The sequence below is a fragment of the Mycobacterium lacus genome (assembly GCF_010731535.1).
Taxonomy (GTDB): Bacteria; Actinomycetota; Actinomycetes; order Mycobacteriales; family Mycobacteriaceae; genus Mycobacterium; species Mycobacterium lacus.
Window position 1 is genome coordinate 4,101,748 of the sequence record NZ_AP022581.1, and the last position, 16,759, is coordinate 4,118,506.

Here is a 16,759-nt window from a genome sequence, read left to right on the forward strand (position 1 = left end):
CGACATGAGGCTCCTTCCTGGCAGCACCCGGCTAGCGCATCCGCTGCTGGGTGCTAGCCTTCTTGGGCAACCGCGCCGATGTAGTTCAATGGCAGAACATCAGCTTCCCAAGCTGAATACGCGGGTTCGATTCCCGTCATCGGCTCCATCGGCTCCGGTGTCACGACGTTGTCAGAACTCGATTGAAAGTGTCATCGGGGGCCCTCAGAGCGTCGTCCCGGCTGTGCGCGTACCGCCCCATTGTCAGACTGGCGTCCTTGTGTCCGATCCACGCGATCACCGCAGCGGGCGCGCCGGCTAGGTGCATGGCTGTCGCAGCGGTGTGACTAGCCGCGCACAGCTTGATCGGCCGCAGACCCGCCGACTTGACCGCGTCTCGCCAATACCGCGACGGCACCTGCGGGTGATACGGCTCGCGGGCCTCGTTGCTCGCGACGTACTCCTACGAGCCGCCGTCGCGGCCGAGGGCCAGCCGCTCGGCGGCCTGCCGTTTCTTTGCCGCCTTGAACACGACGACGAGCCGGTCAGGCCTGCTATCTCGCCGCGCCGCAGGCCGCACAGCGCGAGCTCCCAAGCATGCCCGAGCCCGATCGTCAGCGAACGACGCCAGCAGCATCTTCACCTCGGCCTCGGCGTAGGTGTCGACGCTGCGGCGCTCAAGGCCGGGCTTGCGGTCGTCGCGACACCCACACCCTCGCTGCGCTGCGCCAAGACGCCCGGGAGGGCCGAAAGATCGCGGCCGCCGCCGCCAAAGGCGCAGAAGATCGAGGCGGCCGTCGACGACGCTGTCGGCAAGGGCAAGATCACGCCCTGCGCGCAAACCGCATTGGATCACCCTGTGCACTCACGACGCGGGCATGCTCGAAGTCCTCGCCGCCGTTTCCAACGAAACGGCAGTGGCATTGAGCGAGATCGGTATTCGTCCGGATCAAGCCTATCGGCCGAAACGCGTGCTACACCGGATGAGCGCCGGCGCGAGCTCGGCGCGCTCGGAGTAACCGCCGCGCGCTCGGCGCGTCTGCTGGTTTATCTGGCGGTTTTCAGCTCGGCCGGGTCGTCGAATGCGGCGAGTGTTGCGTTGCGGGCTGGTGTCAACCGTGGCCGGCGGCCCATCCCGGCACGAACTCATCGACTCTGTTCTCGTTGAGCATGTAAATCCACGGGCCAGGACCGCGCTCGTCGATGAGCGCCTCCATCCGCGGCCAATGCCGCACCACTCGCTCAAGCCACTCCCACGTCGACAGGTCGCGCTTACCGCCAATGCAGAACACCCGCAGCCCGTGCTCCCACAGCGCCCGCACCTCGACAGGCTTGGTCCTCAGCTTCTTGTCGCGGGTAATGACGATGAGCCCACGGCCGGCCACGGCTGGAATCCATTCGGTGTCGAGCGCGCCGCGTGGGCATTCCGGGATGAGCGTGTGTCCCGAGTGGATTGTGTCGCTACGCGCCGCGGCCAGCGCGAGGCCGAGGCCGGCCGCGCTCTCGTCGACGTAGAACCGCACGAGGTGCTCGACGGCGACCATCCTCGGCGGGCCCCCGCTGGTCTAGCTCGCCCGCGCTGCGTACGCCTCGGCCGCCCTGAGCTCATAGCGGACGGCCGCCTCGACGAGCTCGCGCGGCAACTGGTAGAGCTCGGCGATCATTTCAATCGGGTCGCCGGCCACGTAGAGCTCCCGAATGACCTCGGTCGGCACGCCCCGCGTCGACGGTTCGCCGAACCGCTGTAGCGGATTCACGACGACGTCGCGGATCGCCGGATCGGGTCGCAGGCTCGTCACCTCTTGCCGTTTCGCCCGGCCGCGACCGACGTCCTCCCATTCCAGCGACCCGGCGAACTCCTGCGCTGGCGCCGACCAGTCGAGCATCTGCTGGTCGTTGCGCACAACGATCAGGAGCCGTCGATCGAGGCCGACGGCGTCCTGAACCTTGCGGACGAGCTCGCGGCCCGCGACGTCCACCCACGTCTTGGCCGACGTCAACGGGTAGCGAGTGTTGAGCTCCTCGCGGAGCTTCTCGACGGCCGGCCGCATCCTGATGAGCGGCACGCCAGCGTCGCGGTATTCGGCCAGGAGCCGGGCCTCGACGAACTCGCCCCACGTCACTATCTCCTCGCCGGTGCGCTCGGGTCGGATCACCGGCGGGTAGTCCCGGCCGGCGCGACGGTAGCCGTCGATCCACCGCACTGAGGTGCCGGCTTTGAGGCCGAGTATGTGGTCGACCTGACCGAACCCGTACACCGGCCGGTTTTGCAGGTCGATTACGTCGGTAGTGCCCACGACCACAATCATGGCAGTAGCCACCCACGGCCACGGCGAACACGCACTTTCGTAACCGCTCCGCGCTCAAGCCGATACGGCCTCGGTGTCACGACGTTGTTACAACTTGCGGCTAACTCCCGGCAATCCGAGCGAGTCCGCCACCGTCGACCGCGGTCTAATTCCGCAGTTCATCAGCGGAACGGTCGCCGTCGTTGGACCCGCAGGGACTCACTCGGATGCGTCGAAAACACTTCCCAAGCTGAGAACGCGGGTTCGATTCCCGTCATCGGCTCCAGATCTGACCTACGTAACGCCGTCGAAGGCATTCGAGTATCAGCGTTCCCGGCGCTGTTGGATGCCTGCGTGCTCGCTCCCTGTCCGCTTGTCGATTTCCTTCTTCGCCTCGCTGCCGGCACCGGCCGAGCAGGTCGATGGGCGCAGCTTGCGACCGCGCGGCTTCAGCGACGACGCCAGGGCCCTTTTGGAGCACGTGTGGGCGTTGATGGGCATGCCGTGCGGCAAGTACCTGGTGGTCATGGTCGAACTATGGCTGCCGCTGCTGACCGCCGCCGGTGATCTTGACAAGCCGTTCGCCACTGAAGCGGTCGTAGCGGAGCTGAAGACAATGAGCGCGGCCACCGTGGACCGCTACCTCAAACCCGCCCGGGATGCGATGCGCATCAAGGGCATCTCGACCACCAAACCCTCACCGCTGCTGCGGAATTCGATCTCCATCCGCACCTGCGCCGATGAGGCGCCCCAGGCCCCGGGAGTGATCGAGGCCGACACCGCGGCGCACTGCGGCCCGACGCTGATCGGTGAGTTCGCCCGCACGCTGACGATGACCAATCTGGTGATCGGCTGGACCGAGAACCACTCGATCCGCAACAACGCCGCCACGTGGATCCTCGAGGGCATCGAGGAACTGCAGCAGCGTTTTCCGTTCCCGATGGCGGTTTTCGATTCGGACCGCGGGTCTGAGTTCATCAATCACGAGATCGCCGACCGGCTGCAGGCCCGCGACATCGCCCAGACCCGCTCGCGGCCCTACCAGAAGAACGACCAGGCCCATGTGGAGTCGAAGAACAATCATGTGGTGCGCAAACACGCGTTCTACTGCCGCTATGACACCCCCGAAGAGCTGGAGCTGCTCACCGAGCTGTGGCCGTTGGTGTCGCTGCGGTGCAACTTCTTCACCCCGACGAAAAAGCCGGTCGGCTACACCACCACAACCGACGGTCGCCGCAAGCGCATCTACGACAGCCCGGCCACCCCGTGGCAGCGCCTACAGGCATCGGGAGTCCTTGATGCACAACAACTCTCGAACGTGGCCGCCCGAATCGAGGGTATCAACCCCGCCGATCTGACCCGTCAGATCAACACCATCCAAATGCAGCTGCTCGACCTGGCCAAGACCAAAACCGAGGCCCTGTCCGCCGCCCGCCGCCTCGACCTGCAAGCATGACAACCGTCAATCAGCCGATTGGCCACCGCGAAGTAGTGCAAGCCCCCCACGCGCTCACCATGCGTGAGGCACCAACCACCGCTTCGCGCTCACTTTTACGTGAGGCACCTCGTCCAGGAATGCGTGGTCTGGTTCTGGCAACATAGCCGCGTGACATTTTTGGCGGCCTCGATGAGGGTCTCGTCGGCTACCTGCGCATCACGGCATCTGGCACCCCCGCCGGCTGCACTGGACCCGCTCATCGTCGGACTGCTGGCCGCCGCGGTGAGTTTGGGCGGGGCCGCTCGTCCCTCTTTCTGGTATGACGAGGCCGCGACCATTTCCGCCTCGTACAGCCGTTCCCTTGCCCAGTTATGGCACATGCTGGGCAACGTCGACGCCGTCCACGGCCTGTACTACGTGCTCATGCACGGCTGGTTCCACGTTTTCGGACCCACGGAGTTTTGGTCCCGAGCGCCAAGCGGTGTGGCTGTCGGCGCAGCCGCGGCCGGAGTAGTGGTGCTCGGCAAACAGTTTTCGTCTCGGACCGTCGCGGTGGCCTCCGGGATCTTCTGCGCGATCTTGCCTCGCACGACGTGGGCAGGGATCGAAGCGCGCCCGTATGCCTTGTCGATGATGGCCGCGGTATGGCTGACGGTACTGCTCGTTCGCGCCGCGCACCGCGAAAGCCCTTGGGCCTGGCTGTCTTACGGGATCGTCCTGGCGATGTCGATACTGCTTGACATATATCTCGTGCTGGTGTTGGTGGCGCACATTGTCTTCATGTGCGCCTTCCGGCGCAGTCGAACGGTGCTAGTCCAATTCGCCATCACGGCGGTTCTGGCCATTTGCGTCGTGGCGCCGTTCGTGATTGAGGTCGTCGGGCAAGTTCAACAGATCAAGTGGATAACGCCGATTGGCCGCCGAACGATCGAAGATGTGGCGGTTCAGCAATACTTCGAAAGAAGTCCGCCGTTCGCGGTGTTGTCGGCACTGGTGACGGCGGTGGCTATTGTCTTGTGGCGCTGTACCTCCGCGAGACTAGGTGAGACGGATCGGCAATTGTTGGCCTTGGCGGTCGCCTGGGTTGTGATACCGACCGCCTTGATCGTGGTTTGGTCGGCATTGGTTCACCCGATCTACACGCCGCGCTACTTATCCTTCACCGCACCGGCAATGGCACTGGTCCTGGGGGTCTGTGTCGCCGCGGTGGCCGTCAAGCCATGGGCGGCGGCGGCTCTCATCGGTCTTTTCGCGGTCGGCGCTGCACCGAACTATGTTCTTGCCCAACGCAATCCATATGCCAAATACGGGATGGACTACAGCCAAGTGGCCGATCTGATCACCGCCAAGGCCGCACCCGGTGATTGCTTGCTCGTCAACGACACGGTGACGTTCATGCCTGCCCCGATGCGCCCGCTGATGGCGGCGCGCCCCGATGCGTATCGCAAGCTGGTCGACCTCACCCTGTGGCAACGGGCGACCGACCGCAACGACGTCTTCGACACCAACCTCATCCCGGAGGTCGTCGCGCAGCCGTTGAGCCACTGCGGCGTCGTCTGGATCATCACCCAAGCCGACGAGTCGCTGCCCGCTCACGAGCAGGGCCCGGCACTCCCGCCAGGCCCGCGCTACGGGGTCACCCCGGCCTTCGCGGTTCCGCGCGGCCTGGGCTTCCGACTTGTCGAGCGCTGGCAGTTCAACCTGGTTCAGGTCATCAAAGCGACGCGGTAATCACCAGATACGGATGTAGTCGACGAGCATGGCCGCCGGGAAGGTGCCCAGTGCGGGATCGCCGGCGCCAACCCCACCGACCGCAAGGGTAAACATGGGAGTCATCCAGTAGCCGGGATTGTTGAACGGCCACCGCATGTCCTCGGGAGGGTTGCCGGCGACGTGGATGGGCTTCGGCGGAACACTGAAGTACGGTGCCCCGTCGCGCGAGAAGGCGAAACCGTCCTCACCCCAATGCATTCGCCAGGTATGCCAACCGCCGTCCACCAACCCGGGAATCGATTTCCCCTCCCAGGTCTTCCCGTTGGATGCCGCGTGGACCGTGGTCCCCGGGGGCCAGTTGCCGTTGCCGTACCACTCGAAGATGTCGACCTCGCCGTCTGGGTCCGGGTCCTCGTTGACACCCCAGTACGCGGCCCAGAGGCCGGGGAACAAGCAGTCCAGCTTTATCCGTGCTTCCCAGGTTTGGTTGATCATGCTTCGAAACCTGCCGCGCAGTTTGCCGGTGTAATACTGGCCCATTTCCTGGGTGGCGCACAGGACGAGATTGGAGTTGCCGTCGAGGAACACGTTTCGGCGATCGTCCCGGTATATCCCCTCGACCGGCGGGTACACGTCGTCCTGCCAGGTCTGCACCGCCCACTTCGCCGGATCGGGAGCTGAGCCCGCCGGGCCATCAAACTCGTCGGAGAAAATGTAGGGTCCGCTCGGCCCGGCCGCCGGCGCGGCTGGCGGTGACGGGTACGCCCGGGCCTCGGGCACGCGGATCGAGGCTGCGGCGGCCAGCATGCCGATCCCCGTGGTCAGCAACATGCTGCGACGATCCATCTCCAATACCACCAATCTCTCCAGCCGGGACCCCAGACTCCGCGATCTCCCCAGGCAACTTTTGCAAACGGTGTTATGAAACCATGCCCCGCAGGGGAGGCGCATCCTCACCCGCCGGTGGGCTTCGCTCGGCGACCGGGCGGCCACCCGATTCGCGATCGGGCGTCGGCGGGTTCGGCGAGGCACGCATGCCTGCCGAATGCCCGCGAAACCGGCGCCCGCCGTGCTAGAACGATATGCGCAGGCGCGTGAGCTGACCGAAGGCGAGATATTCAGCTGATGGGCGAAGGCAGCGTGGGCGCCGTTGAGTTCCTTCGCGGGACTGGACGGATTGCCATGGCGCACAGGGGGTTTACGTCGTTTCGGCTGCCCATGAACAGCATGGGGGCGTTCCACGAGGCGGCCAAGCTCGGGTATCGCTACATCGAGACGGACGTCCGAGCGACACGTGACGGCGTAGCGGTGATCCTGCACGACCGCAGGCTCGGGCGCGACTCGGGCGTCCCGGGCGCGATTGATCAGTTGGATTGGCGGGATGCCCGCAACGCGCACCTAGGCGCCGGGGAATCGATCCCGACCCTGGAAGAACTCCTTACCGCACTACCGGACATGCGCGTCAACATCGACATCAAGGCGGCGTCGGCCATCGAGCCGACCGTCGACGTCGTGGAGCGATTGAACGCGCACAACCGGGTGCTGATCACGTCGTTCTCCGATCGTCGTCGACGGCGTGCGTTGCGTCTGCTGTCGCGGCCGGTGGCCAGCTCGGCAGGCACGGGCACGCTCCTGGCCGTAATGGCGGCGCGAACGCCCCGCAGCCGGGCGTATGCCTGGCGGGTGCTGCACGACAGCGACTGCCTCCAGGTGCCGCCACGACTTGGTGGCGTACCGATCATCACCCCGGGATTGGTGCGGTCCCTGCACGCTTCGGGACGGCAGGTACACGCCTGGACGGTCGACGATCCCGATGTGATGCATGCACTGCTCGACATCGGCGTGGACGGCATCATCACCGATCGCGCGGACCTTCTTCGCGATGTTCTGATCGCCCGCAACGAGTGGTAGCGGCCCTGCTTGGGCCGCCCGGTCAAAGCGCGTGAATTCCGTTGTAGAGCACCATCAAACCGATCACGATCAGCACGGCCGCGAGCAACGCGGCGTGGTGTCGGTCCATCCAGTCTTTAAGCCGTGTCAGCCGATCGTCGAGACGGTCACCGGCGCCCACATAGGCCAACACGGGAATCGCGACCGAGGACGCCGCGACGACGACGAAATACGCGGCCCATATCCACTTGTCGGCGACACCGAGTCCGCTGGCGCCGATGGCCAATCCGGCCGCGACGCAAACGATCAGCACCTCGGGCCTGACCACCGCCAGCACCGCCCCGGTCACCCCGGCACGCACCGGGGTAATGGTGGCAAACGACTGCATCCAGGCCGGCGACTCGGTATGGCCATGCCGGGTCAGCCAGCGAAAGATGCCGAACACGATGAGCGCCGACCCGAGGACCACCCGTAACCAGGATGCCCAGGCCGGCGGCGACGTGTGCATGCCGCCGAGCAAGCGGGAGCCCGCCACGAACAGGGCGGTCAGCGCGGCCAGGCTCAGCAGCCAGCCACCGAGGAACGCGAGGCTGGCCGGCCGAGGCCGCGGCGCGTGCAAGACCAGTACCGCCGGGATGACCGTCAACGGCGAGAGCGCGATGACCAGCGCCAGCGGGGTGAGCCCGGTCAGTTCGGAGACCCAACTTCCTGTCACGGGCAGCAATCTTCGCATTCCGACCGGCCCCGAGACCACACAATGGCGACGGCGGCGCCTCGAAGGTGCGCCGGAGTCAGTCCCGGTACAACTGGACGACTATCGGGTGATCCGAAGCTACCACCGTTCCCGGCGGGGGGTCGATGCTCACCGCGGTCCAGTTCGCCGCCAGCACGACCGCGCTGTACTTGGGATTCGCCGATAACAGGCTGACGTCGGTGAGGCCCAGCTCTTCCAGCCTGCTTCGAACTGTCGCGCCATCCTGCCCAATTACCTCAGGGATAACCACTCGGCAACTCCCCCATAGGATATATGCGCCCACTGCGTTCATTTGATGATAGCAATACTTGCGCATGCGCAAGAACAGGCGGCCACCTGCGGACTCAGCGACCGCCGGGCCAAATCATCGCGACCGCATCACCGGGCAGGGGTTCACCAGCCGCGGTGGCGAACCGGTCGAGGGCCGTCGTGAGCAGTTCGCGATCTTTCGGATCCATGCCGCGTAGCACCCGGGTGATCGCGGTGCGCCGATGCCTGGTCACCGTGTTGATCAGCCGCCGCCCGGCGTCGGTGAGACTCAAGGTGATGTTGCGCCGGTCGTCGGGTGATTCTTGGCGGTCAAGCAAACCGGCTCGGATCAAACGCTCACAGATGCGGCTGGCGTTCGAAGGATTGACACCCAGACCACCGGCCACGCCCGCCAGGTTGAGCGGGCCCCTGGTATCCAGCAACACCAGGACCCGCAGTTGCGGAACGGTCACGCTGGCGTCCACCTGGGCGATGGCCGCGGCGGCAATGCCCACCAACGCCCGGGATGCCCGCACGACGGCATCAACCTGATCGGCCGAGGGCCCCTCACCGGGCACGGCGAGCCATGCTAAAAGACGCGTACCCAGTCGATAAGCATGTCCTGCGGATACGAACCCGCCGCGGGGTCGCCACCGCCGGAGCCGCCGACCGCAAGATTGAGGACCGGGAACACGGTATAGCCGGGGTCGTTGAACGGCCATTCACGAATGGGATCGTTCAAGTCTTCAATACCGGTCGCCGGAACCGAGAAGTATGGCTCCATGCCGTCGGCGTAGTCGAGCCAGAAGTACATGCCGGTGGGATCCCAGCGGACGCGCCAGTTGTGCCAACCGCCGTCCACGCCGATCGGGCACGTTTCGAACGCCGTGCCGTCGGGGTTTGCGTGAACGGTGGTTCCCGACGGCCAGGTCCCGTTGCCGTACCACTCGATCAGGTCGATTTCGCCGCTGCGGCCGGGATCGTCGTTGGACAGCCACCAGGCGGGCCACATGCCGGCCCCAAGGCAGTTCATCTTGATGCGGGCCTCCCAGGTGGTCCCGATGCCGCCCCGCCAGAGGCCATGGACCAGGCCGCCGAAGTAACCGTTGCCGCTCCTGGTGGCGCGCAGCACGAGATTAGACTTGCCGTCCAGGAACACGTTCTCGCGACTGTCGCGGTACTGCCCCCAAAATTGGGGCTGATCAAAGCCGACCGGGTTCCTGATCGGCGTCCGATGATTCGACACCTGCCATTTCGACGGATCGGGGGCCGAGCCGGCCGGGCCGTCAAACTCGTCGTGGAAGAGGAACCCACCGGTTATCGCCGCGGGTGCGGCGGGCGGAGGCGCCGTGCTCGCCGGCGCATCGGGGCGGGACGGGTTGGCCAGGGCTTTCGGGGCGGGAATCGCGGCTGCCAACGCTCCGAACCCGGCCATCAGCATCATCCGGCGACGATCCATCTGGCGGCGATCCATCTGGGACATAAGCAAGGGACGATAGCAGCCGGCGCCCGACCACGCCGTGCGTCGCCAAGAAGTCGTTGCACCGTGCGTTGGGCGCGGGCGGGGCCTCAGATAGGTGCAGGTCCGCCGAGCTTGACCAGCATCTTGCCGATGTTGGCCCCGGTGAACAGCCCGTTGAGCGCGTCGACACATGACTCGATGCCCTCGAAGATGGTCTGGCGGTGCCGCAGGCGTCCCTCGGCTTCCCACCTGCGGAGGTTGGCGAACGCCTCGTCGAAGCGGCCCCACTGGTCAAGCGCGTTGAATCCCTGCATCAGCGCGGTTTTCGACAGCAGGTTGACGTAGTTGGCCGGACCCGGGTGCTCGCCGGTCAGGTAGCTGGAGATCACGCCGCACAGCACCACACGCGCCTTGTGCGCCAGCCGGCCCAGCACTGCGTCCAGGATCGGCCCCCCGACGTTGTCGAAGTAGACGTCGACCCGCCGCGGGCAATGCTCTTTGAGCGCCGCGGCCAGGTCGTCGTTCTTGTAGTCGATGCATGCGTCGAACCCGAAGTCGTCGACCACCGCGCGGCATTTCTGCGGCCCACCCGCGATGCCCACCACCCGCGCTCCGGCGATCTTGGCGATCTGCCCGGCCACCGATCCGGTGGCGCCCGCCGCCGCCGAGACCACCACCGTCTCCCCCGGCCGGGGCCGGCCGATGTCGGTCATACCGAAGTAGGCGGTGGCCCCGGTGGGGCCGTACACCGACATGATCGCCAACTGGTCGTCCTCGCCCGGGATGGGCGTGCTGAACACGTCGTCGCGGATGATCACGTACTCCTGGAAGCCGGTCAGCGTGGTGACCACGTCGCCGACGGCGTAGGCGTCGCAGCGTGATTCGACGACCTGGCCGATACCGGCCGCCCGGATCACCTCGCCCAGCCGCACCGGCGGAAGATAGCCGGGTTGGTCGTCGAGCCAGGTCCGCGCGGCGGCGTCGATCCCCACGTAGGTGGTGCGAAGCAGCGCCTCACCCTCGGCGGGCTCGGGCGCGCGCGAGGTGACCAGCTCGGTGTCGCCCGGCTGGACCAACCCGGTCGGGCGGCGGCGCAGCAAGATCTGGCGGTTCGCCACGTTGGCCACGATGCGAAACTACCGAAGGTATTGGCCTATTCGGCACGATCCCGGTGTGGGAACATCGGTCCATGAACCCAGAGGATGACCCGGAGGCCCGGATCCGCCAGCTCGAACAACCGCTGGCCGACACGGCACGCGCATCCGAGCTGGGGGGCCCGCAGCAGCCCGGCGGGTATTCGTACCAGCCCTACCCACCAGCGCCACCACCACCGCCGCCGTACGGCGGCTACACCGCCCCGTTCCCCGGGGCAACGCCGCGATCGTCCTCGGGTATCCGGGTGTTCTGGATCGTGGCCGCGGTCTTCGTCGTCGGCATGCTCGCCCTGGTGGGGGGCATCGCCGCCTTCGCCGCACACCGGATTTCCCATGGCAATTTCGTCGTTCTCTCCCCCACGCCCAGCACTTCCCCGGTTCCGACGGCACCGAGGACGACCCCGCGCAGCCCCGCCCCGTCGACCAGCGGGACTCAAACTCCCAGCGCCGGCCCGTCGACTTCGCCGCTACCAGCGCCGGGCAGCAACGTCATCGTCTCCGGGATCAACGAGAACCGGACAATCGCCTGCAACGACAACGACGTCACTGTCAGTGGCATGTCCAACACGATCGTGATCACCGGCCACTGCGTGAGCCTTACCGTGTCCGGCCTCGGCAACACGATCACCATCGACGCCGTCGACACCATCGACGCCTCCGGCCTCGACAATCAGGTCACGTATCATTCGGGCTCGCCGAAGGTCAGCAAGTCCGGCGACGGGAACGTCGTCCAACAGGGCTGACGCGGCCGCATTCGGTTCAGCGCCGGGCCATTGCCTCGGCCTGCGCCAGATATCCCTCGAACTCGGCTTCTAGCGCCCTGGCCCGGAAGCGTTGCACGAATTGTTGATAGCCGGGCTCGTCGCCGCGTGTCCGGGCCAGCAGCGCCCGCAGCCGCAGCACCGGAAGCTCGTGCAGCACGAACCCGGGCTCCGTCGGTACCGCCGCCAGCCTGTCGACCGCAAGCTCCGCGTCGTCGACGTCGGCGGCGGAGCCGCGTGCCAACAGCGCCTCGACCAGCACCGTGGTGGCGGGCCCGCGGAAGACCATCTCGCCGGTGTCGAACTGCTCGGCCAGGACGGTTGTGGCCAGGTCGATCGCACCGTCCAGATCGCCGGATCGCGCTCGCTCACGGGCGAATTCGATATCGCACATTCGTCGCAGCGTCATGGTGAGCTGCTCATGCACGAACATCTCTTGCGCCCTGATCAAGAATTCCAGGCCACCGGACTCGGGGTCGTTGTGCAGCAACGCGATGGCGCGATTCAGCAACGCGTATGCGAGCCCGACGTTGTCTCCGGACTGTCGGGCAACCTCCAGGGACTCGCCCGCCAGCGCCAAGTCGTGCGCATTGGGCAGCACGGCGCCGTTCTGAATGGCGGCCACGTACTTGTACAGCTGCACAAAGGGCCGGGCGGGCGCGTCAACCGACCGAGCCAGGACGATGCCGGCCTTGAGGTCGGATCGCCAGCCTTTGCGCCCCAAGAACATTGCGGCCGCTCCCTTGACCGTGAGCGCCCATGCCAGCGGCGACCCGATCACGAAGTTGCCCATGGCGGGGTCCCCGTTGGCCAGGTCGATGACCCGCTGGGCCAACCGCAGACTCTCGGTCGCCTCGCCGGCTTCCCATTTGGCCTGGGCCGCCGCGTAGAACAGCCCGACCGTCATCGCCGGATCTCCGATCGACTCGACAAGCGTGGCGAATTCGGATGCCATGCCGGCCGCTTCGCGATAACGCGAATTGAACGTGAGCGTGGTGAGGTGACCGGCCATTCCGAGAGCCAGTGATCTCTTGTCACCCGCGGCGGTGGTCAGCGCACGCAATTCCTCGAAGCCGGTCTCGGCGGGCGTGCCGCCCACCTGAAAAGCGCTGCCGCACAGCAGAGCCCGCGGAGCGATCCGCATGGCCAGCACGTCAGGTTCGTCGTCGGGAAGCCGGTCAGCGAATCGCTGCGCCAGTTGCCAACTCTGCCGGGCCGCCCGGATATCGCGGGCGCCGTACCATGTCGCCGCACGCATGTGCCAGTCGAAGGCCTCCCGCAGATCGCCGGCCGCCGCGTACTGGGTGGCGACGACGGCGGCCTCCTGACCGGTGAACCCGCCGCGGGTACGTTGCATCACCGCGGCCGCCCGGCGGTGCAGCTGCGAGCGCCCGGCCTTCAATTGCGATTCGTATGCCACCGCCTGGATGAGCGGATGGCAGAACGCGTAGGTGTCCTGCGGCGTGACTGCGACCGGCTCGACGAGTTCCGCCTGGATCAACGGCGCCAGATCCAATGCGTCCGGGGTTAAGTCCAGCAGAAGCGCCAATAGTTCGGTGTCGAACTGTGCACCGATGACGGCCGCGGCATGCAAGGTGCGCTTCGCCGCGGCGCCGAGTCGGTCGATGCGAGCTCCGATGATCGCTTGCACACTGGCCGGCACGTGGATGTCGCGCACTTCCCGGCCGCATTCGTAGGCTCCCGGAACTCCCTGGAGTTCGCCGCGCTCGGCTAGGTCACGCACGATTTCTTCGGCACAGAACGGTAGGCCCGCCGCCCGGTCGACGACCACCCGCGACAGTCCGAGTATCGAAGGATGTTCGCCCAACAGCTCCTCAACCAATTCGGCGATGTGCGAATCACTCAGCGGCGCAAGCGTAAAGGAACACGCCCCGGGGATGCGCGAGAGCGGTCCCCGATACTCGGGTCGGTACATGATGAACAACGCCGCCCGCGTTTTCGGCACCGTTGCCGCGAACTCGGCGAGCATCGACTCACTGACGCTGTCGATCCACTGGGCGTCCTCGATCACATAAGCCGCGGGCTGCGGCCGTGCCCGCGCAATCGTGTTGACGAGGTCGACCAGACGGCGACGTCGGGCGTCCGGGCTGATGTCGGGCAGCGGCGTGGCGCTGTCGCGCACGTCGAGCAGATCCTCGAGCAAAACCAGATCCTGGGCGCCGACGTCAGGGATTGCGCTGTGCACCCGCGTCCGAGCCTGCTCGCCCGTGAGGCCGTCGATGTCGAAGACCGCGCGCAGCAGCCGAGAGACGACATGGAATGGGATCTCACGAGTGTGGGATTCGCAGTAGGTGACAAACACCTCGAAACCGCGACCTCTTGCCCCCGCCAGCGACTCACGGGCCAACCTGGTCTTCCCGACGCCCGGCCGACCGGTCACCGTGATTACGGTTCCGTTGCCGCGATCGGCCTGGTCCAGCAATTCGGCGACGGCGCCCTTCTCCCGTTGACGTCCGACCAGCCGGGACTCATGGCGGGGTTTGTGATGACGTCCGGAATCGAGGGAGAGCAGACGACGCGCGGGCACGCCGGCGTCGACCCCCTTGATGCGCACCGTCTCGCGCTCACCCAGGACAACCCGATTCTCGACGAGCCGCGCGGTCGACTCGCTGAGCATGACGCCGCCCGGCGGTGCCACCGTTTCCATCCGCTGCGCCATGCCCACCTGCGCGCCGACCGCGGTGTAACCGAGATGGGCAGCACCGACTTCGCCGGCGATTACCCGGCCGGAATTCAGGCCTACCCGCAACCGCAAATCGATAGCGTCGCGGCGCGCCACCTCGACGGCCAATTGCCGAGCCACCTGCTGGATGTCCAGAGCCGCAAGACACGCCCGAAATGCGTGGTCTTCCAACGTGACTGGGGCGCCGAACAGGGCCATGATCCCGTCGCCGGTGAACTTGTCCACGGTACCGCCGTAACGCTGCACCACGGCTGCGGACCGATCGACCAACTCGGTCATCACCTCCCGCAACCGCTCCGCGCCAAGAGCCGAGGCGATGTCCATCGACCGCACCACGTCGGCAAACAGGACCGTCACCTGCTTGTATTCGGCCGGCCGGGCGACCAGCGTCAGTGGCGCGCCGCAGGCATCGCAAAACCGCGCACCCTTGCGCGGCTCTGCGCCGCACACGTGACACACGGACGACGTGGCTGCCAATCTATGTCGGCTCGTCCGACGGATCGTCGAGAACGCTGGCCGCGATGCCGTAGGGCAGGAAACGGACCTTGCGCTTCGGGTCGGTGTTGTCCTTGTTCGCCCGCAGGGCGTCGAGTTCGGTCGCATAGACCTGCTCGACGCGGGCGCCGCCGTCGGCAGCCACGGTGTAGATGGCCCACACGCCATCGCCGGCCTCGCCGGTGGTTTCCGGCCCGGGGCGCGAACGCCGGGCCAGGTCCTCGAAAATCACCGACCACCCCGATCGGCCGCCGGGAGCGCTGATGAACCTGCCGATCCGCTCGAACGCGTCGCGCAGTCCTTCGCTCCCCTCCCTGATCAGCCGATCGAAATCGTCGGGGTCAAATCCGAAAGGTCCCCCGAACCCGCCGCTGTCGCCCACGCGACCTCCTCAACAGCTCATACCGTCACTGCACAGTCTGCGCCCCGTCGGCACGATCCGCCACGGGCCTATGGCCCTGGCTCGACCGGGGCGGGCTCCGGCGGGGGTGGCGGCGCCGGCGGGTAGATCGGAATCGGGATCGTGACGAAGGGGACGTGCAGGTACATCGTCATGATCGGGGTGGGCGGCGCGGTCTCCACCGGCGGTGGCGGTGGCGGCGGCACCGCGGCCGGTGGTGTGGTGACGGGCGGGGCCTGTGGGACGGGCGCCGGTGCCTGCCGGGTCGGGGCCCGGCGCGGTGTCACGGGCGCCATGTTCACCGCGGTTGGGGGCACCTGCGCCACCGGGGGCGGGGCCGCCACCGGGGGCGGGGCCGCCACCTCCGCCACGGGCGGAGCGCTGGGCGGCGCGGGGCTGGGTGGAGGCAACTGCGCCTGCGGAGGCGGCGCTTGCGTCGCCGGGGTGACGACGCTTTCGGGTGGCCCGGGCGGCTCGGCGGCCGTGGGACGAACGTCCGAGGAAACCACCAGCAGCCCGGCCGCAATGGCCGCGGCGATTGCGCTACCGGCCAGCACCAAGGGCCTGCGCCGCCGCGGGCCGTCGTCGTCGGCTTCATCCTCTAGGGCGCTGTACGCCAGCGCACCCTGGCCCGGGTCGGCATTGGCGCAGACGTCGAGGTACGTCGGGGCGAGCCCACGTGGGCCCACCTCGCCGGTGCCCGGATCCAGCGCATAGGCCAGCGCGGCGGTCGACGACGCGAACAGCGGCGCATTCGCCGACGCCAGCGCCGCCCCCCGGGCCAGCGCCATGTCCGGCTCCTCGGGAGCACTCACCACGAGCGCCGTCGCCGCCTCCAGTACGGGTTTGGTTCCGACGATGTCGACCCCACAGCCGACGACGAACACGCCGTTCGCCCGCGACCCCGGGGCATCCAGACCGGCGATCATCGTCACCAGCTCGGCCGCGAGCACGCCGTGCCGGGCATTCCGCAGGGGCTGCCGGTGCAGGTCGACGATCGACCCGTCGGCGATGTCGACGACGGCCAGCGTCGCGCTGCCGACCTCGACGAACAGCATCGCGATGTACTCGTAGCCGAGCGCGTAACCCACCGTTTGCGCCAACGCGGCCGCCGCCAACAGCGGGGAAACCAGCATGACGCTCCCGGCGTCGCGGGCGGCCAACTCGTCGCGCAGCGCGCCGACCCCGGCGGGGTTTGTCCACGTCAGCCCCGTTGATGTCAGTCGGTAGCCGCTCTCGACCACACCTTCGCGGGTGCCGATGATCGCCGCAACCGCCTGAGCAGCCGGCCCCGAGGTGGCCGACCCCTCGGCGCCAGCTTCCGGGCGGGCAACCTCGAAGGCGTCTTCTTCGACGGTGACACCGTCGGCATTCTCGCCCTCGATCAGCACCAAGCGGACCGCCGTGGGCTCCACCGCTACCCCAAGTACGATGTCCACTGCTCCTCCAAGCGGCGGACGAGCGCACCGCGC

General features: G+C 67.0%; 17 protein-coding genes, 1 tRNA gene and 1 pseudogene. 7 read left to right on the forward strand and 12 right to left on the reverse strand.

The genetic code is table 11. The features are described from left to right. Positions 1–74: 74 nt before the first annotated feature. Positions 75–148 (forward strand) — tRNA-Gly (locus tag G6N24_RS18925). A gap of 12 nt (positions 149–160) precedes the next feature. Here the strand turns inward: G6N24_RS18925 and G6N24_RS24920 are convergent. Then, on the reverse strand, positions 161–397 hold the full coding sequence (locus tag G6N24_RS24920; protein ID WP_232070607.1) for a site-specific integrase: 237 nt from the start codon (positions 395–397) through the stop codon (positions 161–163). A gap of 460 nt (positions 398–857) precedes the next feature. On the opposite strand from G6N24_RS24920, the gene G6N24_RS24925 reads away from it, so the two are divergent. Next, the gene (locus tag G6N24_RS24925) at positions 858–998 is read left to right on the forward strand and encodes a hypothetical protein (protein WP_232070608.1); all 141 of its coding nucleotides are present in this window, start codon (positions 858–860) and stop codon (positions 996–998) included. Positions 999–1,091: 93 nt separating this feature from the next. On the opposite strand, the gene G6N24_RS18935 is transcribed toward G6N24_RS24925, so the two are convergent. Then, the gene (locus G6N24_RS18935) at positions 1,092–1,523 is read right to left on the reverse strand and encodes a PIN-like domain-containing protein (RefSeq protein ID WP_085159362.1); all 432 of its coding nucleotides are present in this window, start codon (positions 1,521–1,523) and stop codon (positions 1,092–1,094) included. A 21-nt stretch (positions 1,524–1,544) separates the two neighbouring features. Next, positions 1,545–2,276 (reverse strand): DUF433 domain-containing protein, encoded by a 732-nt coding sequence (locus tag G6N24_RS18940; protein ID WP_163745559.1) that lies wholly within the window; start codon positions 2,274–2,276, stop codon positions 1,545–1,547. 388 nt (positions 2,277–2,664) lie between these two features. On the opposite strand from G6N24_RS18940, the pseudogene G6N24_RS24930 reads away from it, so the two are divergent. The 3 genes and pseudogenes from G6N24_RS24930 to G6N24_RS18950 all read left to right on the forward strand — a co-directional run. Next, positions 2,665–2,907 (forward strand): annotated as a pseudogene (locus tag G6N24_RS24930) (integrase catalytic domain-containing protein); the annotation flags it as partial. 24 nt (positions 2,908–2,931) lie between these two features. Further along, a complete protein-coding gene (locus G6N24_RS25935; protein WP_407938713.1) occupies positions 2,932–3,723 on the forward strand; it encodes an integrase catalytic domain-containing protein in 792 nt (263 codons plus the stop codon). A 171-nt stretch (positions 3,724–3,894) separates the two neighbouring features. After that, a complete protein-coding gene (locus G6N24_RS18950) occupies positions 3,895–5,436 on the forward strand; it encodes a glycosyltransferase family 39 protein (protein ID WP_085159568.1) in 1,542 nt (513 codons plus the stop codon). Here the strand turns inward: G6N24_RS18950 and G6N24_RS18955 are convergent, their stop codons facing one another. Further along, a complete protein-coding gene (locus tag G6N24_RS18955) occupies positions 5,437–6,264 on the reverse strand; it encodes a glycoside hydrolase family 16 protein (protein WP_085159566.1) in 828 nt (275 codons plus the stop codon). It abuts the gene before it with no gap. A 279-nt stretch (positions 6,265–6,543) separates the two neighbouring features. Between G6N24_RS18955 and G6N24_RS18960 the strand changes: the two genes are divergently transcribed. Next, entirely contained in the window at positions 6,544–7,329 is a 786-nt protein-coding gene (locus tag G6N24_RS18960) for a glycerophosphodiester phosphodiesterase family protein (protein WP_085159564.1), read from the forward strand. A 22-nt stretch (positions 7,330–7,351) separates the two neighbouring features. Here the strand turns inward: G6N24_RS18960 and G6N24_RS18965 are convergent, their stop codons facing one another. From G6N24_RS18965 to G6N24_RS18985, 5 genes are all read right to left on the reverse strand, one after another. Next, on the reverse strand, positions 7,352–8,041 hold the full coding sequence (locus G6N24_RS18965; protein WP_085159562.1) for a GAP family protein: 690 nt from the start codon (positions 8,039–8,041) through the stop codon (positions 7,352–7,354). A gap of 58 nt (positions 8,042–8,099) precedes the next feature. Continuing rightward, positions 8,100–8,312, reverse strand: a complete 213-nt coding sequence (locus G6N24_RS18970; protein ID WP_163745561.1) for a PASTA domain-containing protein — start codon at positions 8,310–8,312, stop codon at positions 8,100–8,102. 94 nt (positions 8,313–8,406) lie between these two features. Beyond that, a complete protein-coding gene (locus G6N24_RS18975) occupies positions 8,407–8,889 on the reverse strand; it encodes a MarR family winged helix-turn-helix transcriptional regulator (protein WP_085159558.1) in 483 nt (160 codons plus the stop codon). 11 nt (positions 8,890–8,900) lie between these two features. Then, positions 8,901–9,785, reverse strand: a complete 885-nt coding sequence (locus G6N24_RS18980) for a glycoside hydrolase family 16 protein (protein WP_085159556.1) — start codon at positions 9,783–9,785, stop codon at positions 8,901–8,903. Between the two features lie 95 nt (positions 9,786–9,880). Then, positions 9,881–10,900, reverse strand: coding sequence for an NADP-dependent oxidoreductase (locus G6N24_RS18985; RefSeq protein ID WP_085159554.1), 1,020 nt, complete (start codon positions 10,898–10,900; stop codon positions 9,881–9,883). 62 nt (positions 10,901–10,962) lie between these two features. Here G6N24_RS18985 and G6N24_RS18990 point away from each other — a divergent pair, with 62 nt between their 5' ends. Next, entirely contained in the window at positions 10,963–11,670 is a 708-nt protein-coding gene (locus G6N24_RS18990) for a DUF3060 domain-containing protein (protein ID WP_085159552.1), read from the forward strand. Between the two features lie 16 nt (positions 11,671–11,686). Here the strand turns inward: G6N24_RS18990 and G6N24_RS18995 are convergent, their stop codons facing one another. The 3 genes from G6N24_RS18995 to G6N24_RS19005 all read right to left on the reverse strand — a co-directional run bounded on the left by G6N24_RS18995 (position 11,687) and on the right by G6N24_RS19005 (position 16,726). After that, the gene (locus tag G6N24_RS18995) at positions 11,687–14,842 is read right to left on the reverse strand and encodes an ATP-binding protein (protein ID WP_179963424.1); all 3,156 of its coding nucleotides are present in this window, start codon (positions 14,840–14,842) and stop codon (positions 11,687–11,689) included. 28 nt (positions 14,843–14,870) lie between these two features. Next, complete coding sequence (locus tag G6N24_RS19000) at positions 14,871–15,269, reverse strand: hypothetical protein (protein ID WP_085159550.1); 399 nt, start codon at positions 15,267–15,269, stop codon at positions 14,871–14,873. Between the two features lie 68 nt (positions 15,270–15,337). Beyond that, the gene (locus G6N24_RS19005; protein ID WP_163745562.1) at positions 15,338–16,726 is read right to left on the reverse strand and encodes a DUF7159 family protein; all 1,389 of its coding nucleotides are present in this window, start codon (positions 16,724–16,726) and stop codon (positions 15,338–15,340) included. Positions 16,727–16,759 lie beyond the last annotated feature (33 nt).